At 71.3% G+C, this 23,159-nt stretch carries 22 protein-coding genes and 1 pseudogene; 14 read left to right on the forward strand and 9 right to left on the reverse strand.

From position 1 onward, the window contains the following. Nucleotides 1–92: 92 nt before the first annotated feature. From opcA to tkt, 4 genes are read right to left on the reverse strand one after another with little or no spacing between them, the layout of a single operon-like run. Nucleotides 93–1,199: a glucose-6-phosphate dehydrogenase assembly protein OpcA gene (gene opcA / locus ACFV7Q_RS04460; RefSeq protein ID WP_385423470.1), complete on the reverse strand. Its 1,107-nt coding sequence runs from the start codon at nt 1,197–1,199 to the stop codon at nt 93–95. Then, entirely contained in the window at nt 1,196–2,722 is a 1,527-nt protein-coding gene (gene zwf / locus ACFV7Q_RS04465; RefSeq protein ID WP_385423471.1) for a glucose-6-phosphate dehydrogenase, read from the reverse strand. Before zwf ends, opcA begins: the two co-directional genes overlap by 4 nt. 5 nt (nt 2,723–2,727) lie before the next feature. Then, a complete protein-coding gene (tal, locus tag ACFV7Q_RS04470; protein ID WP_385423473.1) occupies nt 2,728–3,846 on the reverse strand; it encodes a transaldolase in 1,119 nt (372 codons plus the stop codon). Nucleotides 3,847–3,881: 35 nt separating this feature from the next. Then, complete coding sequence (gene tkt, locus ACFV7Q_RS04475) at nt 3,882–5,981, reverse strand: transketolase (RefSeq protein WP_385423475.1); 2,100 nt, start codon at nt 5,979–5,981, stop codon at nt 3,882–3,884. A 258-nt stretch (nt 5,982–6,239) separates the two neighbouring features. Between tkt and ACFV7Q_RS04480 the strand changes: the two genes are divergently transcribed. The 3 genes and pseudogenes from ACFV7Q_RS04480 to ACFV7Q_RS04490 all read left to right on the forward strand — a co-directional run bounded on the left by ACFV7Q_RS04480 (nt 6,240) and on the right by ACFV7Q_RS04490 (nt 8,803). Next, a complete protein-coding gene (locus ACFV7Q_RS04480) occupies nt 6,240–7,181 on the forward strand; it encodes a heme o synthase (protein ID WP_385423477.1) in 942 nt (313 codons plus the stop codon). Nucleotides 7,182–7,205: 24 nt separating this feature from the next. Then, entirely contained in the window at nt 7,206–7,544 is a 339-nt protein-coding gene (locus tag ACFV7Q_RS04485) for a hypothetical protein (protein ID WP_385423479.1), read from the forward strand. A 194-nt stretch (nt 7,545–7,738) separates the two neighbouring features. Further along, nucleotides 7,739–8,803: pseudogene (locus ACFV7Q_RS04490) on the forward strand (amidohydrolase). Between the two features lie 154 nt (nt 8,804–8,957). Here ACFV7Q_RS04490 and ACFV7Q_RS04495 read toward each other — a convergent pair. The 4 genes from ACFV7Q_RS04495 to ACFV7Q_RS04510 all read right to left on the reverse strand — a co-directional run bounded on the left by ACFV7Q_RS04495 (nt 8,958) and on the right by ACFV7Q_RS04510 (nt 12,876). Continuing rightward, nucleotides 8,958–9,926 (reverse strand): heme A synthase, encoded by a 969-nt coding sequence (locus tag ACFV7Q_RS04495; protein WP_385423480.1) that lies wholly within the window; start codon nt 9,924–9,926, stop codon nt 8,958–8,960. Nucleotides 9,927–9,951: 25 nt separating this feature from the next. Then, nucleotides 9,952–11,100 (reverse strand): hypothetical protein, encoded by a 1,149-nt coding sequence (locus ACFV7Q_RS04500; RefSeq protein ID WP_385423482.1) that lies wholly within the window; start codon nt 11,098–11,100, stop codon nt 9,952–9,954. A gap of 85 nt (nt 11,101–11,185) precedes the next feature. Next, complete coding sequence (locus ACFV7Q_RS04505) at nt 11,186–11,953, reverse strand: ABC transporter permease (RefSeq protein WP_385423484.1); 768 nt, start codon at nt 11,951–11,953, stop codon at nt 11,186–11,188. Next, nucleotides 11,950–12,876, reverse strand: a complete 927-nt coding sequence (locus ACFV7Q_RS04510; protein WP_385423486.1) for an ABC transporter ATP-binding protein — start codon at nt 12,874–12,876, stop codon at nt 11,950–11,952. Before ACFV7Q_RS04510 ends, ACFV7Q_RS04505 begins: the two co-directional genes overlap by 4 nt. A gap of 209 nt (nt 12,877–13,085) precedes the next feature. Here ACFV7Q_RS04510 and ACFV7Q_RS04515 point away from each other — a divergent pair, with 209 nt between their 5' ends. The 10 genes from ACFV7Q_RS04515 (at nt 13,086) to ACFV7Q_RS04560 (ending at nt 20,872) form a co-directional block, all read left to right on the forward strand. Then, nucleotides 13,086–13,847: a helix-turn-helix transcriptional regulator gene (locus ACFV7Q_RS04515; protein ID WP_385423488.1), complete on the forward strand. Its 762-nt coding sequence runs from the start codon at nt 13,086–13,088 to the stop codon at nt 13,845–13,847. After that, nucleotides 13,844–15,259 carry a Fe-S cluster assembly protein SufB gene (gene sufB, locus ACFV7Q_RS04520; protein WP_385423490.1) on the forward strand — a complete coding sequence of 472 codons (1,416 nt, stop codon included), beginning with the start codon at nt 13,844–13,846 and terminating at the stop codon, nt 15,257–15,259. Before ACFV7Q_RS04515 ends, sufB begins: the two co-directional genes overlap by 4 nt. 62 nt (nt 15,260–15,321) lie before the next feature. Beyond that, complete coding sequence (gene sufD / locus ACFV7Q_RS04525; protein WP_385423492.1) at nt 15,322–16,500, forward strand: Fe-S cluster assembly protein SufD; 1,179 nt, start codon at nt 15,322–15,324, stop codon at nt 16,498–16,500. Next, nucleotides 16,500–16,817, forward strand: coding sequence for a bifunctional 3-phenylpropionate/cinnamic acid dioxygenase ferredoxin subunit (locus tag ACFV7Q_RS04530; protein ID WP_385423494.1), 318 nt, complete (start codon nt 16,500–16,502; stop codon nt 16,815–16,817). Before sufD ends, ACFV7Q_RS04530 begins: the two co-directional genes overlap by 1 nt. A 7-nt stretch (nt 16,818–16,824) precedes the next feature. Then, nucleotides 16,825–17,598, forward strand: a complete 774-nt coding sequence (gene sufC / locus ACFV7Q_RS04535) for a Fe-S cluster assembly ATPase SufC (RefSeq protein WP_385423496.1) — start codon at nt 16,825–16,827, stop codon at nt 17,596–17,598. Further along, a complete protein-coding gene (locus ACFV7Q_RS04540) occupies nt 17,595–18,851 on the forward strand; it encodes a cysteine desulfurase (RefSeq protein WP_361087777.1) in 1,257 nt (418 codons plus the stop codon). Before sufC ends, ACFV7Q_RS04540 begins: the two co-directional genes overlap by 4 nt. A gap of 25 nt (nt 18,852–18,876) precedes the next feature. Then, nucleotides 18,877–19,338, forward strand: a complete 462-nt coding sequence (sufU, locus tag ACFV7Q_RS04545) for a Fe-S cluster assembly sulfur transfer protein SufU (RefSeq protein WP_360626521.1) — start codon at nt 18,877–18,879, stop codon at nt 19,336–19,338. Continuing rightward, the gene (locus tag ACFV7Q_RS04550; RefSeq protein ID WP_007263433.1) at nt 19,335–19,679 is read left to right on the forward strand and encodes a metal-sulfur cluster assembly factor; all 345 of its coding nucleotides are present in this window, start codon (nt 19,335–19,337) and stop codon (nt 19,677–19,679) included. Before sufU ends, ACFV7Q_RS04550 begins: the two co-directional genes overlap by 4 nt. Before the next feature lie 225 nt (nt 19,680–19,904). Continuing rightward, entirely contained in the window at nt 19,905–20,225 is a 321-nt protein-coding gene (locus ACFV7Q_RS04555) for a DMT family transporter (RefSeq protein ID WP_385423499.1), read from the forward strand. Next, nucleotides 20,225–20,872: a TetR/AcrR family transcriptional regulator gene (locus tag ACFV7Q_RS04560; protein ID WP_385423501.1), complete on the forward strand. Its 648-nt coding sequence runs from the start codon at nt 20,225–20,227 to the stop codon at nt 20,870–20,872. The genes ACFV7Q_RS04555 and ACFV7Q_RS04560 overlap by 1 nt, the downstream gene beginning before the upstream one ends. A gap of 84 nt (nt 20,873–20,956) precedes the next feature. Here the strand turns inward: ACFV7Q_RS04560 and ACFV7Q_RS04565 are convergent, their stop codons facing one another. After that, a complete protein-coding gene (locus ACFV7Q_RS04565; protein WP_385423503.1) occupies nt 20,957–21,835 on the reverse strand; it encodes a winged helix-turn-helix transcriptional regulator in 879 nt (292 codons plus the stop codon). Between the two features lie 91 nt (nt 21,836–21,926). Here ACFV7Q_RS04565 and ACFV7Q_RS04570 point away from each other — a divergent pair, with 91 nt between their 5' ends. Beyond that, entirely contained in the window at nt 21,927–23,159 is a 1,233-nt protein-coding gene (locus ACFV7Q_RS04570) for an MFS transporter (protein ID WP_385423505.1), read from the forward strand.

The raw sequence follows: 23,159 nt of genomic DNA on the forward strand, positions 1-23,159 counted from the left end.
TTTTTCCCCATTTTTTCTTATGAATTTGCCGGGGCCGCCGACCGCCCCCCCCCCCCGAGGACGGGGGCGGGCCGGCCGGCGGCCGACGTGCTTCACTGCTTGGCCGAGGCCTTCTTGGCAGCCGGGGCCGCCTTGCCGGCGGACTTGCCGCCCTTCGCCGCCGCCGCGGACCCGGCGGCTCCGGACGCGACTTCGTCGTCGGCCACGGCTTCCGCCACGGCCTCCGCCTCGGCCGCGGCCCGCTCCGCCCCGGCCGGAGCCGCCTGCGCCCGGGCCGACTCCAGCTTCGCCACGCCGAACTTCAGCGCGGACGCGTAGGTGTTGTCCGGGTCGAGCCGGCGCAGCTCCTCCGCCAACAGCTCGGCCGTGTCGCGACGCTTGAGCGCCACGCTCCGGTCGGGCTGGCCAGGCATCCGCAGCGTCGCCAGCGAACCGTCCGCACGGTCCAGGACGATCTCGCCGTCCTTGGTCTCCAAGTGGACCGAGGTCAGGCCGGGGCCCGCCGACAGCGTGCGCCGGACGGGAACCTGCAGGCGGTCAGCCAGCCACATGGCCAGCAGCTCGCAGCTCGGGTTCTCGTCCTCGCCCTCGACGACCGCCGAGGTCACCTGGAAGGCCTGCTGGTCCAGGGCCGCCGCCAGCATGGAGCGCCACGGCGTGATCCGGGTCCAGGACAGGTCCGTGTCGCCCGGGGCGTACGCGCCCGCCCGCGCCGACAGGACCCCGATGGGGTCCTCGCAGGCGTACGTGTCCGCGATCCGGCGCTGCCCGAGCGCACCCAGCGGGTTGCCCGCCAGGTCCGACGGGGCACCCTCCGGCCACCAGACGACCACCGGGGCGTCCGGGAGGAGCAGCGGGAGAACCACCGAGTCGGCGTGGTTGACCAGCTCACCGTGAAGGCGGAGTACAACCGTTTCACCCGAGCCGGCGTCCGCCCCGACGCGGACTTCCGCGTCGAGACGGGCGTCGCGGCGGCTGCGTGGCGAGCGGCTGACCCGCTTGATGACGACGATGATCCGCGAGGGGTGCTCGTGGGACGCGTCGTTCGCCGACTTGAGCGCGTCGTACGCGTTCTCCTCGTCGGTCACGATCACCAGCGTGAGGACCATGCCGACGGCCGGCGTGCCGATGTCCCGGCGAGCCTGCACCAGCGCGGCGTTGATCTTGCTGGAGGTGGTCTCCGTGAGGTCGATCTTCATGGCCGGCGCCAGCTCCGTCCGTCTCGTGCGAGCATCTCGTCCGCCTCGACCGGCCCCCAGGTACCCGCCGCGTACCGCGCGGGCTTGCCGTGCTTGTCCCAGTACTCCTCGATCGGGTCGAGGATGTGCCAGGAGAGCTCGACCTCCTGGTGGCGCGGGAAGAGGTTCGCGTCACCCAGCAGGACGTCGAGGATCAGCCGCTCGTACGCCTCGGGGCTCGACTCCGTGAAGGACTCGCCGTACGCGAAGTCCATCGTGACGTCCCGGACCTCCATGGAGGTGCCCGGGACCTTGGAGCCGAAGCGGACCGTCACGCCCTCGTCCGGCTGGACCCGGATGACCAGGGCGTTCTGCCCCAGCTCCTCGGTCGCGCCCGACTCGAACGGCAGGTACGGGGCCCGCTTGAAGACCACCGCGATCTCGGTGACCCGGCGGCCCAGGCGCTTGCCGGTCCGCAGGTAGAACGGGACGCCCGCCCAGCGGCGGTTGTTGATCTCCAGGCGGATGGCCGCGTAGGTGTCGGTCTTCGAGTTCGGGTCGATGCCGTCCTCTTCGAGGTAGCCGACGACCTTCTCGCCACCCTGCCACGCCGAGGTGTACTGGCCGCGCACCGTGTGCTTGCCCAGGTCCTCGGGGATCTGCACGGCGCTGAGCACCTTCAGCTTCTCCGCCACCAGCGCCTTGGGGTGGAAGGAGCCGGGCTCCTCCATCGCGGTCAGCGCGAGCAGCTGGAGCAGGTGGTTCTGGATGACGTCGCGGGCAGCGCCGATGCCGTCGTAGTAGCCGGCCCGGCCGCCGATGCCGATGTCCTCGGCCATGGTGATCTGCACGTGGTCGACGTACGACCGGTTCCAGATCGGCTCGAACATCGTGTTCGCGAAGCGGAGCGCCAGGATGTTCTGGACGGTCTCCTTGCCCAGGTAGTGGTCGATGCGGAAGACCTCGTCCCGGGGGAACACCTCGTGGACGACCTTGTTGAGCTCCTCGGCGCTCTTGAGGTCGTGGCCGAAGGGCTTCTCGATGACGGCGCGCCGCCAGGAGCCCTCCTTCTGGGCCAGCCCGTGGTCCTTGAGCTGCTGGACCACCTTCGGGAAGAACTTCGGCGGCACGGACAGGTAGAAGGCGAAGTTGCCGCCCGTCCCCTGCTGCTTGTCGAGCTCTTCGATCGTCGCCTTCAGCGTCTCGAAGGCCTGGTCGTCGTCGAAATCGCCCTGCACGAAGCGGCAGCCCTGCACCAGCTGCTGCCAGACCTCCTCCCGGAAGGGCGTGCGCGAGTGCTGCTTGACAGCCTCGTACACCTCCTGGGCGAAGTCCTCGTGCTCCCATTCCCGGCGGGCGAAGCCGATCAGCGAGAAGCCCGGCGGGAGGAGGCCGCGATTGGCCAGGTCGTAGACGGCGGGCATCAGCTTCTTGCGCGACAGGTCACCCGTAACGCCGAAAATGACCAGACCGGACGGCCCCGCGATGCGCGGGAGCCGCCGGTCCTGTGCGTCACGAAGCGGGTTCGCTCCGTTTACAGACAAGGTGCTCAGGCCTCCGTGGGAGCGAGGCGCTCCAGCTCCGCCTCGGTGGACTTCAGCAGGTCGTTCCAGGCCGCCTCGAACTTCTCGACGCCCTCGTCCTCAAGCAACTGGACCACATCGTCGTACGAGACGCCCAGCTTCGCGACCGCGTCGAGCTCGGCGCGCGACTGCTCGTAGGTGCCGCGCACCGTGTCGCCCGTGATCTGACCGTGGTCGGCGGTGGCCTCCAGGGTGGCCTCCGGCATGGTGTTCACCGTGTTCGGGGCGACCAGGTCGTCCACGTACAGGGTGTCCTTGTACGCCGGGTCCTTCACGCCGGTCGAGGCCCACAGCGCGCGCTGCTTGTTGGCGCCCAGGCGCTCCAGGGCGGCCCAGCGGTCGGAGGAGAAGACCTCCTCGTAGGCTTCGTAGGCCAGACGGGCGTTGGCGAGGGCCGCCTTGCCCTTCAGGGCCTTCGCCTCGTCCGTGCCCAGCGCGTCCAGGCGCTTGTCGATCTCGGTGTCCACGCGGGAGACGAAGAAAGAGGCGACCGAGTGGATCTCCGAGAGGTCCAGGCCGGCGGCCTTCGCCTTCTCCAGACCCGTCAGGTACGCGTCCATGACCTCGCGGTAGCGCTCCAGCGAGAAGATCAGCGTGACGTTGACGCTGATGCCCTTGCCGATGACCTCGGCGATCGCCGGCAGGCCGGCCTTGGTCGCAGGGATCTTGATCAGCGTGTTCGGGCGGTCCACCAGCCAGGCGAGCTGCTTGGCCTCGGCGATCGTCGCCGCGGTGTTGTGCGCCAGGCGCGGGTCGACCTCGATCGAAACGCGGCCGTCCTGGCCGTCGGTCCGGTCGAAGACCGGGCGCAGGATGTCGGCGGCGTCGCGGACGTCCGCCGTCGTGATCATGCGGATGGCCTCGTCCACGGTGACCTTGCGGGCCGCCAGGTCCGCGAGCTGCTGCTCGTAGCCGTCGCCGCTGCTGATCGCCTTCTGGAAGATCGACGGGTTGGTGGTGACGCCGACGACGTGCGACTCGTCGACGAGCTCCGCCAGGTTGCCCGACGTGATGCGCTTGCGGGACAGGTCGTCCAGCCAGATCGCCACGCCCTCGTCGGAGAGGCGCTTGAGTGCGTCTGTCATGGGAATTGCATCTCCTACTGGTTCTCGTACCGGCGTCAGCGCGCGGCTTCGATCGATTCCTTGGCGGCCGCGGCAACGGCCTCGGCGGTGAAGCCGAACTCGCGGAACAGCACCTTGGCGTCCGCGGAGGCACCGAAGTGCTCCAGGGAGACGATGCGGCCCGCGTCGCCGACGTAGCGCTGCCAGGTCAGGCCGATGCCGGCCTCGACCGCGACGCGCGCCTTCACCGACGGCGGCAGGACGCTGTCCTTGTACGCCTGGTCCTGCTCCTCGAACCACTCGACGGACGGCATCGAGACGACCCGGGCGGGGATGCCCTCGGCCTGCAGTGCCTCGCGGGCGGCGACGGCGAGCTGGACCTCGGAGCCGGTGCCGATGAGCACGACCCGGGCGTCGGCGGTCTCGCCCGAGGGGCCCGTGGCCTCGAACAGGACGTAGCCGCCCTTGGCCGCGTCCTCGTTGCGCTCGTACGTCGGAACGCCCTGGCGGGTCAGTGCAAGGCCGTGCGGGGTGCCCTTGCCGAAGACCTTGGTGTGGCGCTTGAGGATCTCGCGCCAGGCGACGGCCGTTTCGTTGGCGTCGGCCGGGCGGACGACGTTCAGGCCCGGGATGGCGCGCAGCGAGGCGATGTGCTCGACCGGCTGGTGGGTCGGGCCGTCCTCGCCGAGGCCGATGGAGTCGTGCGTCCACACGTACGTCACCGGCAGGTGCATCAGGGCCGACAGGCGCACGGCGTTGCGCATGTAGTCGGAGAACACCAGGAAGGTGCCGCCGTAGATGCGGGAGTGGCCGTGCAGCGCGATGCCGTTCATGGCGGCGGCCATGGCGTGCTCGCGGATGCCGAAGTGGATGGTGCGGCCGTACGGGTCGGCCTCCGGCAGCGGGTTGCCCTCCGGCAGGAACGAGGAGTTCTTGTCGATGGTGGTGTTGTTCGAGCCGGCCAGGTCGGCCGAGCCGCCCCACAGCTCCGGGATGACCGCGCCGAGGGCCTGGAGCACCTTGCCGGAGGCGGCACGGGTGGCGACACCGGTGCCGGGCTCGAAGACGGGGAGCTTGTCCTCCCAGCCCTCGGGCAGCTCGTTGGCCTGGATGCGGTCGAACTCGGCCGCCCGCCCCGGGTTGGCGGTGCGCCAGGCGGAGAGGTCCTTCTCCCAGGCGGCCTTGGCCTCGCGGCCGCGGTCCAGCGCCTTGCGGGTGTGGCCGATGACGGCGTCCGAGACCTCGAAGGCCTGCTCCGGGTCGAAGCCGAGGACGCGCTTGGTGGCGGCCACCTCGTCGTCACCGAGGGCCGAGCCGTGGGAGGCCTCGGTGCCCTGGGCGTGCGGGGCGGGCCAGGCGATGATCGAGCGCATCGCGATGAAGGAGGGGCGCTCGGTCTCGGCCTTGGCGGCGGCCAGGGCCTCGTACAGGGCCTTGGGGTCGATGTCGCCGTTGGCCTGCTGCTCGATGCGCTGGACGTGCCAGCCGTACGCCTCGTAGCGCTTGACGGTGTCCTCGGAGACGGCGGTCTCCGTGTCGCCCTCGATGGAGATGTGGTTGTCGTCCCACAGCAGCACCAGGTTGCCGAGCTTCTGGTGGCCCGCGAGGGAGGAGGCCTCGGCGGAGATGCCCTCCTGGAGGCAGCCGTCGCCGGCGATGCAGTAGACCATGTGGTCGAACGGGGAGGTGCCGGGGGCGGCATCCGGGTCGAACAGGCCGCGCTCGTAGCGGGCGGCCATGGCCATGCCCACCGCGTTGGCGACACCCTGGCCGAGCGGGCCGGTGGTGGTCTCGACGCCCTTGGTGTGGCCGTACTCCGGGTGGCCGGGGGTCTTCGAGCCCCAGGTGCGGAAGGCCTTCAGGTCGTCCAGCTCCAGGCCGAAGCCGGCCAGGTACAGCTGGGTGTAGAGGGTCAGGGAGGAGTGACCGGCGGAAAGCACGAAGCGGTCACGCCCGACCCAGTCCGGGTCCGCCGGGTCGTGCCGCATCACCTTCTGGAAGAGGGTGTACGCGGCCGGGGCCAGGCTCATGGCCGTGCCGGGGTGGCCGTTCCCGACTTTCTGGACCGCATCGGCTGCCAGGATGCGGGCGGTGTCGACGGCCCGCTGGTCCAGATCGGTCCATTCGAGCTCTGTGGTCGTCGGCTTGGTGGTCACCGTGGGTCAGGGCTCCTCTCCAGATGTCGGTTCCCGGTGACGTACCGTGCACCGGCGATTCCGAGCCTACCCCCGCCGCGGCATGCAGCTATTCGAGTGCCCGCAGTCCGTCACAACGTCACCGAGTCCGATCGGACCAACACGAGGCGACCCCCGCGCAGGGCGAGCTGAGCGCAACGTCTAAAGTGGCGTGGTACGCGCAAGTCTTTACCGGTCCAACATGTCCGGAACTTGCTGGATTCTCTGTCAGGGGTGTGCGTGACGGCCGTCGAATCCCGTCCTTCGGGGGTGCTCGGGACGAGCCCCGGCCACCGGCCGTTCGGGGCCCGTGCGAAGGCTTTTGTGGCTTTGACCAAGCCGCGAATCATCGAACTTCTGCTGATCACCACAGTGCCGGTGATGTTCCTCGCCGAGCAGGGCGTGCCGTCACTGTGGCTGGTCCTCGCGACCTGCTTCGGCGGCTACATGTCCGCGGGCGGCGCGAACGCGCTGAACATGTACATCGACCGCGACATCGACGCGCTCATGGACCGCACGGCACAGCGGCCCCTGGTCACCGGCATGGTCAGCCCGCGCGAGTGCCTGGTCTTCGGCATCACCCTCGGAGTGGTGTCGACGCTGTGGTTCGGGCTGCTCGTCAACTGGCTGTCCGCCGCGCTCGCCCTCGGTGCACTCCTCTTCTACGTCGTCGTCTACACGATGCTGCTGAAGCGGCGCACCACCCAGAACATCGTCTGGGGCGGCATCGCGGGCTGCATGCCGGTGCTCATCGGCTGGTCCGCGGTGCGCAACGAGGTCTCCTGGGCCGCCGTCATCCTCTTCCTCGTCATCTTCTTCTGGACGCCCCCGCACTACTGGCCCCTGTCGATGAAGGTGAAGGACGACTACGCACGCGTGGGCGTGCCCATGCTGCCGGTCGTCGCCGGCAACAAGGCCGTCGCGCGGCAGATCGTCCTCTACAGCTGGGTGATGGTCGGCGTTTCGCTGCTGCTGACCCCGCTGGGCTACACCGGCTGGTTCTACACCGCGGTCGCGCTGGCGGCGGGCGGCTGGTGGCTGTGGGAGGCGCACGCGCTGCACGCGCGGGCGAAGGCGGGCGTGACCGGCGCGAAGCTCAAGGAGATGCGCCTGTTCCACTGGTCGATCACCTACGTGTCGCTGCTCTTCGTGGCCGTGGCCGTGGATCCCTTCCTCCGCTGATTACTCGCCGGTAGCATGATGTGCATGGCTGACACCACCGCAGACACCAAGAAGCAGGACCGGGCCGCAGCGAAGCTGGCCAAGCAGATCGGCGCCTTCGCGCGGGAGCACGGCGGCGCCGAGGGCCAGCTCGCGCACATCGGCCAGGCCGGCACCCGGATCGTGCTCGTGGGCACGGACGGCGGCTGGGGCGACCTGGTCGCACCGAGCTACGCGGTGGCCGAGAAGGCCGCCGAGAAGGCCGGGCTGACCCTGCACGAGGAGTTCGACGGCGACTTCGCCGCCCGCGTGAAGACCGGCCCGTACGAGTGGAGCCGGATGGCCGGCATCCAGCTCGGCGGGACGTCCCACCCGGCGGCTTGAGCCCGTACGGCGGCCCGGCTCCGTACGCGGCCTGAGCCTTCCGCCGGCCGCTCGGTCAACAGCGCGAGCAACACCTCACACCCCGCTCACCCTTTGAGGACGTGTGGAAGCCCCCACGTCCGCATCGGGATGCCCGGATGATCGAAATGCCGCCCCTGGTGGACCAGTACGGCCACGGACTGCTCCGCACATAGCTGGGCCTGGGCACCTTCGAGGCCCAGCCGTTCGCCCCGGCACGGCCGGCCGCCCCCGGGACCACCTCCTTCGACACCCAGACCGGCTTCGCCGTGCGCCGCTGGTGCCCCCGCCGCTACTCGGCCCGGAACCGCACTGCGCCCCCGCCCGCTACTTGGCCCGCCGGCGCGAGCTCGGCGCGGCCGAGTCCGGACGCAGACTGCTCCGCGGCTCCGGCGTCACCGCCTACCTGGTCGACACCGGCGAGTCCGCCGAACTCACCGGGCCCGGGGAACTCGCCCTCGCCGGGGACGCCGGGGCCTTCGAACTCGTCCGGCCGGAGCCGCTGGCCGAGCAGGTCGCCGACACATCCGGGACCGTCCCCGCCTTCCTTGCCGACCTCGCCGGGGCCGTCCACCACGCCGCCGCCGGGCCCGTGGCCTTCACCCGCGGGCCCGACGCCAGGTATCCGGCCGCCCTGGCCCGGCGCCCCGAGCCGCCCGGGCCGGGGGAGGTGCGCGGGGCCGCCGGGCGCTGGTTGACCCGCCGCGCCGCGGGCGGGGCCGTACGGGACCCCGTACTCCTGCGACACCTGCTGTGGAGCGCGGTGGCGACCGGGCTGCCGCTCCCCCTGCACACGGGCGGGGCGGAGCCGGGGCGGCGGCCGGAGCAGGCCGATCCGGCGCTGCTGGCGGACTTCCTGCGGGCCACCGAGGGGCTCGGGAGCCGGCTGGTGCTGCTCGGCGGCTACCCGTACCACCGGCGCCCGGCGCAGCTGGCGGCCGCGTTCCCGCACGTCCACGCCGACCTCGGGGCGGCCGTCGCGCAGCGGCGCGCGGGCCCCGCGGTCCTCGCCGAGCTGCTGGAGCTCGCCCCGTCTCGGCAAACTGCCCTTCTCCAGCGGCGGGCGCCGGCTCCCCGAGCTGCACGCGGTCGGGGCCCTGGTGTTCCGGGAGGCACTGGGCCGGGTGCTCGGTGGTGGGGTGGGGGAGGGGGCCTGGTCCTGGCGGGACGCCGAGCGGGTGGCCGCGATGGTCGCGGCGGGCAACGCCCGGCGGGTCCACCGGCTCGACGAGCGCTGTTGAAGCGGCGGGCGCGGCGGGCGCGGCCGGACCGGTGATCGCGCCTGACGGGGAGGGCGCGGAAGGTGCAGCGGTCGCCGGCACGGCGGAGCCGGGCCGTCGCGGTGGACGGCCCGGCTCGGGCGCGGGACCAGCGGGCGGAGCGGACCCGGGTGGATCAGAGCGCGGTGAGCTGCGGGTCGCTCTGCGCCGGGATCTCCGCCTGCTCGACCGGGCGCTCCCGCAGGCTCAGCGCAACCCGGAGCACCGCGATCCACACCAGGCAGGACCCCAGCATGTGGGCGCCGACCAGGACCTCGGGCAGGTCCGTGAAGAACTGCACGTATCCGATGGCGCCCTGCGCGAGGAGGACGACGAGCAGGTCCCGGGCGCGGGCCCGGGTGTCGTCGGGGGCGTCCACCACCCGCAGCACCAGCCACATGGCGACGGCGAGCGCGCACACCACCCAGGCGGCGATGGCGTGCACGTGGGCCGTGGCCTCCCAGTCGAAGGGCATGCGCGGCACATCGCTGCTGTCGCCGGCGTGCGGCCCCGAGCCGGTCACCGCGGTGCCCGCGGCGATCAGTACGGCGCTGGTGGCGAGCAGGCCCCACGACAGCTTGCGCACCGGCCCCGGCACCCGCGGCTTGGGAGCGCCGTCGCCCTCGCGGGCGCGCTGCCAGGTGAGCGTCGTGACGGTGATCAGCGCGGTGGCGAGCAGGAAGTGCCCGGCCACGCTCCACGGGTTGAGCTTGGTGTGGACGGTGATCCCGCCGAGCACGGCGTTGGCACCCACGATCCAGAACTGCGCCCAGCCGAGCTTGGTCAGTGACCGGCGCCACGGCTTGGCGCACCGGGCGGCGAGGATGCACCAGCCGACGGCCGCGCTGACCACGTAGGTCAACATGCGGTTGCCGAACTCGATGGCGCCGTGGATGCCCTGGGCCTGCGTGGTGATCAGGCTGTCGTCGGTGCACTTGGGCCAGGTGTCGCAGCCCAGACCGGATCCGGTCAGCCGCACGGCGCCGCCGGTGACGACGATGACGACGGTCATGGTGAGCGCGGCGAGCGCGGCACGCTGGACGATCCGGGGTGAGGGTGTCCAGCGGGCGGCGAGGTAGGCGAGGGGGTTAAACACGCCCCCCATCGTAGGCGGCCCCTTGTGCAAACTTTCACGAGGGGGTGGCCCCGGGCACGCCCCCACGCGTCTCGGGGCCCGCGAGCAGCCGGAACCGGGCCCCGGCGGGATCGGCTTCCTCGTGCCACCAGACGAGGACGCGCCAATGGGCGCCGTCGCCGGGGTAGTGCGGGGACGTCCGGAAGGTGCGTATGAGTTCGGCCCCTACGTCCTCGGCCGTTCTGTTCCTCACCTCCGAGCTGCCGCGCCAAGCGTCCCCCCGGCCCTCCCACAGCCCGTCGGGTCCGCGCACGTCGAAGCGCCACGCGGCCACCCAGGGCGTGACCTCCAGCATCGTCCGCACCTGCTCGGCGTCCAGCCGGAGCCGGTCCGCGATCGAGGGCTCGTCGGCCCCGCCGATCCGGGCCGCCACCACGGCCTGCGGCAGGAGCCGCTCGGGCAGCAGCCCCCGGGCGCGGAGGTTCGCCAGCGAGTCGAAGGACAGCAGGCGCAGCCGCAGTTGGAGCTGCCGGCCGATGTGGTCCAGGGCCTCCTCCGCCTCCCGGGCCTCCTCCGGGCCGGGGCCGGAGAGCAGCAACCGGCGGAAGCCCTCCTCGGCGTCCACCGCCCAGGCCACCGCCTCCTCGGCGAGACCCAGTTCCGCCAGGCGGTCCCCTAGGAACACCTCGGCCTGGGCCAGTCCCCGCCGGTTGACCGGGTCCTGCTGGTCCAGGGCGCCCCAGACCTCGACGGCGGTCCGGGTCAGGTCCCGGGCCCGCTCGCCCGCAGCCCGCTCGATGGCGCTCGGGCCGTGCTCCGCCGCCGCACCGAACGGGTAGCGGGGCAGTCGGTCGCCGTTGCTGAGCGGCCAGGCCAGCCAGACCCCCTGGTTGATCAGTCCCCGGGCGTACCAGCGGGCGTACTGCGGCCCGTACCCGGCGGCCTGCTGCGCGTACCGCAGCCCCTCCTCGACCGCCGCCAGCGCCCCGGCCCGGTCACCGCCGGCGAACCGGCGGGCCGCCAGGTCGCCCAGGCGCAGCCCGAGCCGCGCCGCGCATTCCGGATCGCCCGCGGCCGGCCCGCGCAGCGCGGCGATCAGCTCCGCGAGCAGTGCCTCCGCAGCGGCGTACTCGGCCTGCTCCGCCCCCGACCGGATCCGTGCCCATTGCTCGTCCAGCCGCAATGCGGCTTCCCGTTCCCCCATGCGTCCGCCCCCCGGCGTCCTGTTGGGCGCCGCCCCTGTGCGGTGGCGCCCGTGGTCTGCCAGACCAACGTCCGGGGGCCGGGATTCACTCCCAGCGGAAGAGCTTCCCGGCGGCGCCGAGGCCGAGAACGGCCCAGCCGGCCAGAACGGCGACGTCGCCCCAGGGCAGCGCGGCCCCGTGCTGGAGCACCTCGCGCAGCCCGCCGGACAGCGCCGAGATCGGCAGCAGGCCGAGCACCGCCTGGACCGTGCCGGGGAACTTGTCCAGCGGCACGATCACCCCGCCGCCCACCAGGAGCAGCAGGAACACCAGGTTGGCGGCGGCCAGCGTCACCTCGGCCTTCAGCGTGCCCGCCATCAGCAGCCCGAGCCCGGAGAAGGCGGCCGTGCCCAGCAGGAGCAGCAGCGCCACCGACAGCGGGTTGCCCTGCGGGGACCAGCCCAGGGCCAGCGCGATCACCGTCAGCAGGGCGACCTGGAGCACCTCCGTGACCAGCACGGACAGCGTCTTGGCGGCCATCAGCGCCCAGCGGGGCAGCGGCGAGGCGCCGAGCCGCTTGAGCACCCCGTAGCGCCGGTCGAAGCCGGTGGCGATGGCCTGCCCGGTGAAGGCGGTGGACATCACGGCGAGCGCGAGCACGCCCGGGGCCAGGAAGTCCACCGGCCTGCCCTCGCCCGTGTCGACGATGTCGACCACCGAGAACAGGGTCAGCAGCAGCGCCGGGATGACCACCGTCAGCAGCAGCTGCTCCCCGTTGCGCAGCAGCATCCGGGTCTCCAGCGCCGTCTGGGCGAGGATCATGCGGGACACGGGCGCGGCCCCCGGGCGGGGGGCGAACGTACCGGCGCTCATGCGCGCAGCTCCTTACCGGTGAGCTCCAGGAAGACGTCTTCGAGGGTGTGCCGCTCCACCGAGAGGCTGTCCGGCATCACCCCGTTCTGGGCGCACCAGGAGGTGACGGTGGCCAGCATCTGCGGGTCGACGTCTCCGGTGACCCGGTAGACACCCGGGGTGAGCTCCGCGGCCTCGGTGCCGTCGGGCAGCGCCTTGAGCAGCGAGGCGAGGTCGAGGGAGGGACGGCCGGTGAAGCGCAGCGTGTTCTCGGCGCCACCGCGGCACAGCTGCTCGGGGCTGCCGTGCGCGATGACCTTGCCGGCGTCGACGACGGCCACCTCGTCGGCGAGCTGCTCGGCCTCGTCCATGTGGTGGGTGGTGAGGACGACGCCGACCCCGTCGGCGCGCAGCTCCCGCACGAGCTCCCAGGTGGCGCGGCGGGCCTGCGGGTCCAGGCCCGCCGTGGGCTCGTCCAGGAAGACCAGCTCGGGGCGGCCCACCACGGCCATGGCCAGCGACAGGCGCTGCTGCTGGCCGCCGGAGAGCCGGCGGTACGGGGTGCGGCCGCAGCCGCCCAGTCCGAGCCGCTCCACGAGGGTGTCCACGCAGAGCGGGTCGGCGTACAGCCGGGCCATGTGGCGCAGCATCTCCTCGGCGCGGGCCCCGGAGTAGACGCCGCCGGACTGGAGCATGACCCCGAGGCGCGGGCGCAGGGCAGCGGCCTGGGCGACCGGGTCGAGGCCGAGGACGCGTACGGTCCCGGCGTCGGGGCGCAGGTACCCTTCGCAGGTTTCCACGGTGGTGGTCTTGCCCGCGCCGTTCGGGCCGAGGACGGCGGTGACCGCGCTCCTGCGGACGGTGAGGTCGAGACCGTCCACCGCCGTCTTGGGGCCGTACCGCTTCACCAGTCCGCGGATCTCCACGGCGGGGTCGTTGCTCATGCGGGTGAGTCTACGGAGCCGTACGGGCGCGTACGGGCGCCGGGGCGAGGTTCCGCCCCCCGGTGCATCGCCGCTGGCCAGGCCCCTCGGACCCGGGTTCTTTCCTCACTCTCCGTACATAGGTTAGGTAACCCTTAGTGATGGAGGACACCAGGGGTGGCGTCCGTCACGGCTTGTCGCCCCTCTGGTAATTACGCAACAATGGCGTTGTGAAATACGGCGAACGGCTGATCGAGACCCCCCAGGGGGAGCTCGCTACCGGGGAGCGGTCAACCCGCAACCGGGTCGCGCGGTCCATCCTGGACCACGGTCCGTCCACCGTCGCCGACCTCGCAGCGCGTCTCGGCCTCACCCAGGCCGCCGTCCGCCGCCACCTCGACGCACTCGTCGCCGACGACGTGGTCGAGGCCCGTGAGCAGCGGGTGTACGGCACGCGCACCCGGGGCCGGCCGGCCAAGGTGTTCGCGCTCACCGACTGCGGGCGCGACGCCTTCGACCAGTCCTACGACTCGCTCGCCGCGGACGCCATGCGCTGGATCGCGCAGACCGCCGGCGGAGGCGAGAAGGGCGAGGCGGCCGTGGCCGCATTCGCCAGGGCGCGGATGGAGGCGCAGGCCGAGGCCTACCGCACGTCGGTCGCCGCAGCCGCCCCCGCGGACCGCGCCGAGGCCCTTGCCAAGGCGTTGACCGCGGACGGGTACGCTGCTACGGCGAAGAGCGCTCCCGGTCCGCACAGCGGTGAACAGCTCTGCCAGCACCACTGCCCGGTGGCCCACGTAGCCGAGCAGTTCCCGCAGCTCTGCGAGGCGGAGACCGAGGTCTTCTCCCGTCTGCTCGGGACCCACGTGCAGCGCCTCGCCACCATCGCCCACGGCGACGGGGTGTGCACCACCTTCATCCCGCGTGGCGCGGGCACAGCACAGTCCAACACATCAGCATCTGCAAGCACGGCCGGGAGGAACCCCGCATGACCACGGAGACTGCTCACCCTGAGCTCGAGGGTCTGGGCAACTACGAGTACGGCTGGGCCGACTCCGACGAGGCGGGCGCGGCTGCCAAGCGAGGTCTGTCGGAAGAGGTCGTCCGGGACATCTCGGCGAAGAAGAACGAGCCCGAGTGGATGCTCAAGCTCCGCCTCAAGGGCCTGAAGCTCTTCGACAAGAAGCCCATGCCGACCTGGGGTTCCGACCTGTCCGGCATCGACTTCGACAACATCAAGTACTTCGTGCGCTCCACCGAGAAGCAGGCCGCTTCCTGGGAGGAACTGCCCGAGGACATCAAGAACACGTACGACAAGCTCGGCATCCCGGAGGCGGAGAAGCAGCGCCTCGTCGCCGGTGTCGCGGCCCAGTACGAGTCCGAGGTCGTCTACCACCAGATCCGCGAGGACCTGGAGGAGCAGGGCGTCATCTTCGTCGACACCGACACCGCGCTGAAGGAGCACGAGGAGCTCTTCAAGGAGTACTTCGGCACCGTCATCCCGGTCGGCGACAACAAGTTCGCGTCGCTGAACACCGCCGTATGGTCCGGCGGCTCGTTCATCTACGTGCCCAAGGGCGTCCACGTCGAGATCCCGCTGCAGGCCTACTTCCGCATCAACACGGAGAACATGGGCCAGTTCGAGCGGACGCTGATCATCGTCGACGAGGACGCGTACGTCCACTACGTCGAGGGCTGCACCGCCCCGATCTACTCGTCCGACTCGCTGCACAGCGCGGTCGTCGAGATCATCGTGAAGAAGGGCGGCCGCTGCCGCTACACGACGATCCAGAACTGGTCGAACAACGTCTACAACCTGGTCACCAAGCGCGCCGTGGCCTACGAGGGCGCGACCATGGAGTGGATCGACGGCAACATCGGTTCCAAGGTCACCATGAAGTACCCGGCCGTCTACCTGATGGGCGAGCACGCCAAGGGCGAGACCCTGTCCATCGCCTTCGCGGGCGAGGGCCAGCACCAGGACGCCGGCTCCAAGATGGTCCACATGGCGCCGAACACCTCCTCGAACATCGTCTCCAAGTCGGTGGCGCGAGGCGGCGGCCGCACCTCCTACCGCGGCCTGGTCGAGATCGGCGAGGGCGCGGCCGGATCGAAGAGCAACGTCCTGTGCGACGCCCTGCTCGTCGACACCATCTCCCGCTCCGACACCTACCCGTACGTCGACGTCCGCGAGGACGACGTGACCATGGGCCACGAGGCGACCGTCTCCAAGGTCTCCGAGGACCAGCTCTTCTACCTGATGGCCCGCGGCATGAGCGAGTTCGAGGCCATGGCGATGATCGTGCGCGGCTTCGTCGAGCCGATCGCCAAGGAGCTGCCGATGGAGTACGCGCTGGAGCTCAACCGGCTGATCGAGCTGCAGATGGAGGGCTCGGTCGGCTAGTCCCGGCCCGCCACTGTCCCGCAGCACATTCTTTGACGTAGGAAGAGAGCAGAACGACAGCCATGGCTGAGGCTCAGAACATTCCGGTGGGCTCCACCACCGCCGGCTCCATCGCGGTGGCCGCAGAGTCCACCGTCGCCACCCGGATGAGCGCGCCGCCGTCCTTCGACGTCGCGGACTTCCCCATCCCCCACGGCCGCGAGGAGGAGTGGCGCTTCACCCCGCTGGGGCGGCTGCGCGGACTCCACGACGGCACCGCGGTGGCCAGCGGCACCATGAAGGCCCAGATCGACGCGCCCGAGGGCGTCACGGTCGAGACGGTCGAGCGCGGTGACGAGCGCATCGGCAAGGCCGGCACCCCGGTGGACCGGGTCGCCGCCCAGGCCTTCACCTCGTTCGCCAAGGCCACGGTCGTCACCGTGCCCAAGGAGACCGTGCTCGCCGAGCCGATCCGCGTCGCCCTGCACGGCGAGGGCGGCACGACCTTCGGCCACACCGTCTTCGACGTCAAGCCGTTCGCCGAGGCGATCATCGTCATCGACCACACCGGTGACGGCGTGCGCGCCGCCAACGTCGACGTCCTCGTCGGCGACGGCGCGAAGGTGACCTTCGTGTCCGTCCAGGACTGGGACGACACCGCCGTCCACACCTCCCAGCACAACGCGCTGCTCGGCCGCGACGCGAGCTTCAAGTCGGTCGTCGTCACCTTCGGCGGCGACGTCGTCCGCATCCACCCGCGCGTGCGCTACGCCGGCCCCGGCGGCGAGGCCGAGATGCTCGGCCTGTACTTCACCGACGCCGGCCAGCACCAGGAGCACCGCCTCCTCGTCACCCACGACGCCCCGCACTGCAAGTCCCACGTGGTCTACAAGGGTGCGCTCCAGGGCCAGGACGCCCACGCCGTCTGGATCGGCGACGTCCTCATCCAGAAGAGCGCCGAGGGCACCGACACCTACGAGATGAACCGCAACCTCGTCCTCACGGACGGCGCGCGGGTCGACTCGGTGCCGAACCTGGAGATCGAGACCGGCGAGATCGTCGGCGCCGGCCACGCCTCCGCGACCGGCCGCTTCGACGACGAGCAGCTGTTCTACCTGCAGGCCCGCGGCATCCCGGCCGACGAGGCCCGCCGCCTGGTCGTGCGCGGCTTCTTCGCCGAGCTCGTCCAGCAGATCGGTGTCGACGACATCGAGGAGCGCCTCATCGCCAAGATCGAGGCCGAGCTCGAGGCGTCCGTCTGATGACCTACGTCAAGGCCTGTGCGCTGAGCGAGCTGGAGGAGAACACCCCCAAGCGGGTGGAGCTCGACGGCACGCCGGTGTCCATCGTGTCCACCGAGGGATCGGTGTACGCGATCAACGACATCTGCTCGCACGCGAACGTCTCGCTCTCGGAGGGCGAGGTCGAGGACTGCATGATCGAGTGCTGGCTGCACGGATCGGCCTTCGACCTGCGCACCGGCAAGCCGTCCGGGCTGCCCGCGACGCGCCCCGTTCCCGTATACCCCGTAAAGATCGAAGGGGACGACGTGCTCGTCTCCCTCACCCAGGAGTCCTGAGGCACCCATGGCAACGCTTGAAATCCACGACCTGCACGTCTCCGTCGAGACTGGTGACTCGGCGAGTGGCACCCGCGAGATCCTCAAGGGTGTCGACCTCACCGTCAAGCAGGGTGAGACGCACGCCATCATGGGCCCCAACGGCTCCGGCAAGTCCACCCTGGCGTACTCGCTCGCCGGCCACCCGAAGTACACCATCACCGGTGGCTCGGTGACCCTCGACGGCGAGGACGTCCTGGAGATGTCCGTCGACGAGCGCGCCCGCGCCGGCGTCTTCCTCGCCATGCAGTACCCGGTCGAGGTCCCCGGTGTCTCGGTCTCCAACTTCCTGCGCACCTCCGCCACCGCCGTCCGCGGCGAGGCCCCCAAGCTGCGCACCTGGGTGAAGGAGGTCAAGGAGGCCATGGAGCGTCTCCAGATGGACCCCGCCTTCGCCGAGCGCAACGTCAACGAGGGCTTCTCCGGCGGTGAGAAGAAGCGGCACGAGATCCTCCAGCTGGAGCTCCTCAAGCCGAAGATCGCGATCCTCGACGAGACCGACTCCGGCCTCGACGTCGACGCCCTGCGCATCGTCTCCGAGGGCGTCAACCGCGTCCGCGAGACCGGCGAGGTCGGCACCCTGCTGATCACCCACTACACGCGCATCCTGCGCTACATCAAGCCCGACTTCGTGCACGTCTTCGCCAACGGCCGCATCGCCGAGTCCGGCGGCGCCGAGCTGGCCGACCAGCTGGAGTCGGAGGGCTACGACAAGTACGTGAAGGGTGGCGCGACCGCGTGACACAGCTGCCTGGCCTCCTCGACATCGAGGCGATCCGCAAGGACTTCCCCCTGCTGGATCGTGTGGTCCACGACGGGAAGAAGATCGTTTACCTGGATTCCGCGGCGACCTCGCAGAAGCCGCGCCAGGTGCTCGACGCGCTGAACGAGTACTACGAGCGGCACAACGCCAACGTCCACCGCGGCGTGTACTTGGTCGCCGAGGAGGCCACGGCACTGTACGAGGGCGCCCGCGACAAGGTGGCCGCCTTCATCAACGCGCCGAGCCGCGACGAGGTGATCTTCACCAAGAACGCCTCGGAGTCGCTCAACCTCGTCGCGAACATGCTCGGCTGGGCCGAAGAGCCCTACCGGGTGGACCGCGAAACCGAGATCGCCATCACCGAGATGGAGCACCACTCCAACATCGTTCCGTGGCAGCTGCTGTCGCAGCGCACCGGCGCGAAGCTGAAGTGGTTCGGCCTGACCGACGACGGCCGGCTCGACCTGTCGAACATCGAAGAGGTCATCACGGAGAAGACGAAGATCGTCTCCTTCACGCTGGTCTCCAACCTGCTCGGCACCGTCAACCCGGTCGAGACGATCGTCCGGCGCGCGCAGGAGGTCGGCGCGCTGGTGCTGATCGACGCCTCGCAGGCCGCTCCGCACATGCCCCTGGACGTCCAGGCCCTCGGCGCCGACTTCGTGGCCTTCACCGGCCACAAGATGTGCGGTCCGACCGGCATCGGCGTCCTGTGGGGCCGGCAGGAGCTCCTGGAGGACCTGCCGCCGTTCCTCGGCGGCGGCGAGATGATCGAGACGGTCTCGATGCACTCGTCGACGTACGCCCCGGCGCCCCACAAGTTCGAGGCCGGTACGCCCCCGATCGCCCAGGCCGTGGGCCTCGGCGCGGCCGTGGACTACCTGTCCGCGATCGGTATGGACAAGATCGCCGCCCATGAGCACGCGATCACCGAGTACGCGGTGAAGCGCCTGCAGGAGGTTCCCGACCTGCGGATCATCGGCCCGACCACGGCCGAGGACCGGGGTGCCGCGATCTCCTTCGTGCTCGGCGACATCCACCCGCACGACGTCGGGCAGGTCCTGGACGAGCAGGGCATCGCCGTCCGCGTGGGACACCACTGCGCCCGCCCGGTCTGCCTGCGGTACGGAATTCCGGCGACGACGCGAGCGTCTTTCTATCTGTACTCCTCTCCGGCCGACGTCGACGCGCTGGTCGACGGGCTGGAGCACGTACGGAACTTCTTCGCCTGACCAGGGCCACGAGGACGAGGACGCTGTGAAGCTGGATTCGATGTACCAGGAGCTCATCCTGGACCACTACAAGCACCCGCACGGGCGTGGCCTGCGCGAGGGCGACGCCGAGGTGCACCACGTCAATCCGACGTGCGGCGACGAGATCACGCTGCGTGTGAAGTACGACGGCGAGACGCTCACCGACGTCTCGTACGAGGGCCAGGGCTGCTCCATCAGCCAGGCCAGCGCGTCCGTGCTGAACGAGCTGCTCGTCGGCAAGCAGCTGTCCGAGGCGCAGCGGATCCAGGCCACCTTCCTGGAGCTGATGCAGTCCAAGGGCAAGATCGAGCCGGACGAGGAGATGGAGGAGGTGCTGGAGGACGCGGTCGCGTTCGCCGGCGTCTCCAAGTACCCCGCGCGCGTCAAGTGTGCTCTGCTGAGCTGGATGGCGTGGAAGGACGCGACCGCCCAGGTGCTGGGCGACGCGGAGAGGAAGACGGCATGACCGAGAACGCGACGCCCGAGGCGTCGATCAAGCCGGCCACCGAGGAGGAGGTCCGCGAGGCCCTCTACGACGTCGTCGACCCCGAGCTGGGCATCGACGTCGTCAACCTGGGCCTGATCTACGGCATCCACATCGACGACGCGAACATCGCCACCCTCGACATGACGCTCACCTCGGCGGCCTGCCCGCTGACGGACGTCATCGAGGACCAGGCGAAGTCGGCGACCGAGGGCATCGTCAACGAGCTGCGCATCAACTGGGTCTGGATGCCGCCGTGGGGCCCGGACAAGATCACGGACGACGGCCGCGAGCAGCTGCGCGCGCTCGGCTTCAACGTCTGACGCATTGCATTCCGCACCCCGCGGAGCGGGCGCCGCGAGGGCCCCCGGCACGACAGTGCCGGGGGCCCTCGCCGTTCGTGTTCCGGTGGGCGTTCGTGATCCCCGGTGGGCGTTCGTGTTCCCGGTGAGCGTGCGGCCGGGCACTTCGGGGCCCCGGGGGCCGGGCCGGGATGGGTCCCCGGTAGTTGTGTACGGGCGTCCACAACGTTGTGTACCGTCGTACACATGCCCTACGTACTGCTTGCCGCCGCCATCGCCGCCGAGGTCGCCGGGACCACCGCGATGAAGTTCAGCGACGGCTTCACGAAGCTGTGGCCGTCCTTGGGCACGGTCGTGGGGTACCTCGTCGCCTTCACGCTGCTCGCGCAGACCCTGAAGTCGATGTCGGTGGGGACGGCCTACGCGATATGGGCCGGCGTGGGCACCGCCGCCATCGCCGCCATCGGCATGGCGTTCCTGGGCGAGGCGGCGACCGCCGCGAAGCTCGCCGGAATCGCGTTGATCATTGCCGGGGTGGTGCTCGTGAACCTGAGCGGGGCGCACTGATGACGGCCGGAGCCGTCCGCCGGTACGACCCGGAGCGACGACAGCGGATCATCGACGCGGCGATCCGGGTGGTCGGCGCGAAGGGCATCTCCGGGCTGAGTCACCGTACGGTGGCCGCGGAGGCGGACGTACCGCTGGGCTCGACCACCTACCACTTCGCCACCCTGGACGACCTGCTGGTCGCGGCCCTCCGGCAGGCGAACGAGGGCTTCGCCGAGACCGTCGCCGCCTCGCCCGCCCTCGCGGACCCGGAGGCCGACCTCGCCGGGGCGCTGGCCGCGCTGCTCGGGGAGTTCCTCGGGGCGGACCGGGGACGGGCGGAGCTGGAGTACGAGCTCTACCTCGCGGCGCTGCGCCGCCCCGCACTGCGGCCGGTGGCCGCCGAATGGTGCGAGTCGGTGGCCGAGGCTCTGGCGGAGCGGACCGATCCGGTCACCGCGCGGGCGCTGGTGGCGGTGATGGACGGGATCAGCCTCCAAGTGCTGCTGACGGACGGCCGGTACGACGGGGCGTACGCGCGCGAGGTGCTGGACCGCGTCCTGCGCCCGGCGGCGGACCCGACCGGGGACCGGGGCCCGGCCGGTGGTGAACGGTCGGCTGCGGCGACCGGCGGCGCGGAGCGGCCGGTCGGAAGCCGCCAGGACTGACGGTCCGCGGGTGCGCCGGTTCCAAGGGCTGCGCGGGTGTGCGGGCTTCGGGCCGGCGTCCGGCGTCCGGCGTCCGGCACCGTGTCAGGTGGCGTCGCGGACCGCCGTCAGGGCCGCGGTGACGCTCGCCCCGATGTCCGTGATCGGGTAGATCACCTCGCGCACCGTCCGGTCCCGGTCCAGCACCAGGGTCAGCCGCTTGATCCGGCTCACCCCTGCCGCGCGGAACGTCGGCAGCCGCAGGGCCGTCGTCAGGCCCAGGTCCACGTCCGAGAGCAGCGGGAAGCGCAGCCGCTCGGCCTCCGCGAACGCGCGCTGCTCGTCCGGCCGCTGGGTGGAGACCCCGTGGACCGTCGCCCCCGCCGCCGCGAACTCCGCGAGCTGGTCGCGGTACGTGCACGACTCCAGCGTGCAGCCCTTCGCGCCCGGGATCCCGGCCCAGCCGGGCGGGTAGGACTCGGCGCGGGCGTACGCGCCGGGGAAGCAGTACAGGACGGTGAACGGCGTGTCGCCCGCGACCGGGTCGCGGAGCTCACCGAACCGGTCCGGCAGCAGCAGCTCCGGTACGCGCCTGCCGCGCAGCCCGTGCACCCGCTCCGCCTCCCGCGAGGCCTCCTGCGTCGTCGCCGTCATCTCTCCCTCTCCCAAGACCCAGGCGTCCCCCCAGTCCTGGAGGGCCACCAGGACCGGCAGCAGACCCCGTCCGCGCGGGGTCAGCCGGTATTCGTGCCGCACCGGGCGCTCCTGGTACGGCTCGCGCGTCAGCACCCCGGCCTCGACCAGCAGCTTCAGCCGCTCGGCCAGCACCTTCCGGGACACTCCCAGCTCGCGCTGGAACTCCTCGAAGCGGTGCAGCCCGCGCGCGGCGTCGCGCACGATCAGCAGCGTCCACCAGTCGCCCACGACGTCGAGGGCCTGGGCGATCGAGCAGTCAGCATCGCCGAGGTGCGTGCGCTGGGCCATGGGCACTCCTTCGTCCGTTGACCCAAGGCTGTCATGCTGGCATAGTCCGTTCCCAAAAGAAACTCACTGAGCGTTGGGGTGGCGGACCGGCATGGTGCAGGGACTGAGGGACGTGCCCAAAGTGGTGTGGCTCCTGGCGGCGGGCGTGTTCGTCAACGCCGTCGTCAGCTTCACCTTCGTCTTCGTGTTCCTCTACCTGACCGGCCCGCGCGGCCTCGGCACCGCCCAGGCGGGCCTGGTCACCGGCATCGGCGGAATCGGCCTCGTCGCCGGCAACTTCACCGGCGGCTGGTACGGCGACCGCTTCGGCCACCGCCGGGTGCTGCTGGCCGCCTCCACCCTCGGCGGCCTCACCCTCATGACCTTCCCGCTGCTCCCCTCACCCGGGCTGTACGCCGCCCTGCCGCTCGCCCAGTACGCCTCCGGCGTGGTCCGGGCCGCGAACTCGGCGCTGGTCGCGGTGACCGTGCCCGAGGGCGCCCGCCGCCAGGCGTTCGCCGTCGTACGCTGCGTCTCCAACGGCGGCTTCACCCTCGGCCCGCCGTTGGGCGCGCTGGTCGCGACCGGGCTCTCGTACGACTGGCTCTTCGTCGGCGACGGCCTCGGCACCCTCCTCTTCGCCCTGTGGACCGCACGGGTCGTCCCCGCCCGCGGGGCCGCCCGCAGCCCCGCCGCCGCCCCCGACGGGGCGCCCGGGCGCGGGCTGTGGGCGGAGCTCCGCGCCCGCCCCGCCGTACTCGTCCTGCTCGGCGCGATCCTGCTGACCGACCTCGTCTACCGCCAGCAGTACGGCACCTTCCCCGTCTTCCTCGCCGACCACGGCCTCGACACCCGGGACTTCGGCTTCGTGATCGCCCTCAACGGCGCCGTCATCCTCCTGCTGGAGCTCCCGGCCGCCGTCGCCCTGCGCGCCCGGCCGCCGCTGCCCGTCATCGGGATCGGGCTGCTGCTGGTCGGGGCCGGGTACGCAGCCCTGCTGCCCGGAGCGGGCGTGGCGACCGCGGCCTCGATGATCGTCCTGCTGAGCCTCGGCGAGATCCTGTACAAGACCACGGCCACCGCCTACGTCGCCGACCAGGCGCCCGAGCACGCCGTCGGCCGGTTCCAGAGCCTGTACGCGGGGGTCTCCGTCAGCGGCGTCGTCCTCGGCCCGCCGCTGGGCGGCGCCCTGTACGCGGCCGCGCCCGGGCTGCTGTGGCCGACGTGCGCGGTTCTGGCCGGCGGGGCGGGCGCCGCGGTGCTGTACGCGGCCCGGCGCCCGGTGCGACACGGGCTGAGCCCGGCACCTGAGACCGGTTCGCAACCTCGGGTCGCGGCCGGTTAG

It is taken from the genome of Streptomyces sp. NPDC059851 (genome assembly GCF_042732005.1).
Classification (GTDB): Bacteria; Actinomycetota; Actinomycetes; order Streptomycetales; family Streptomycetaceae; genus Streptomyces.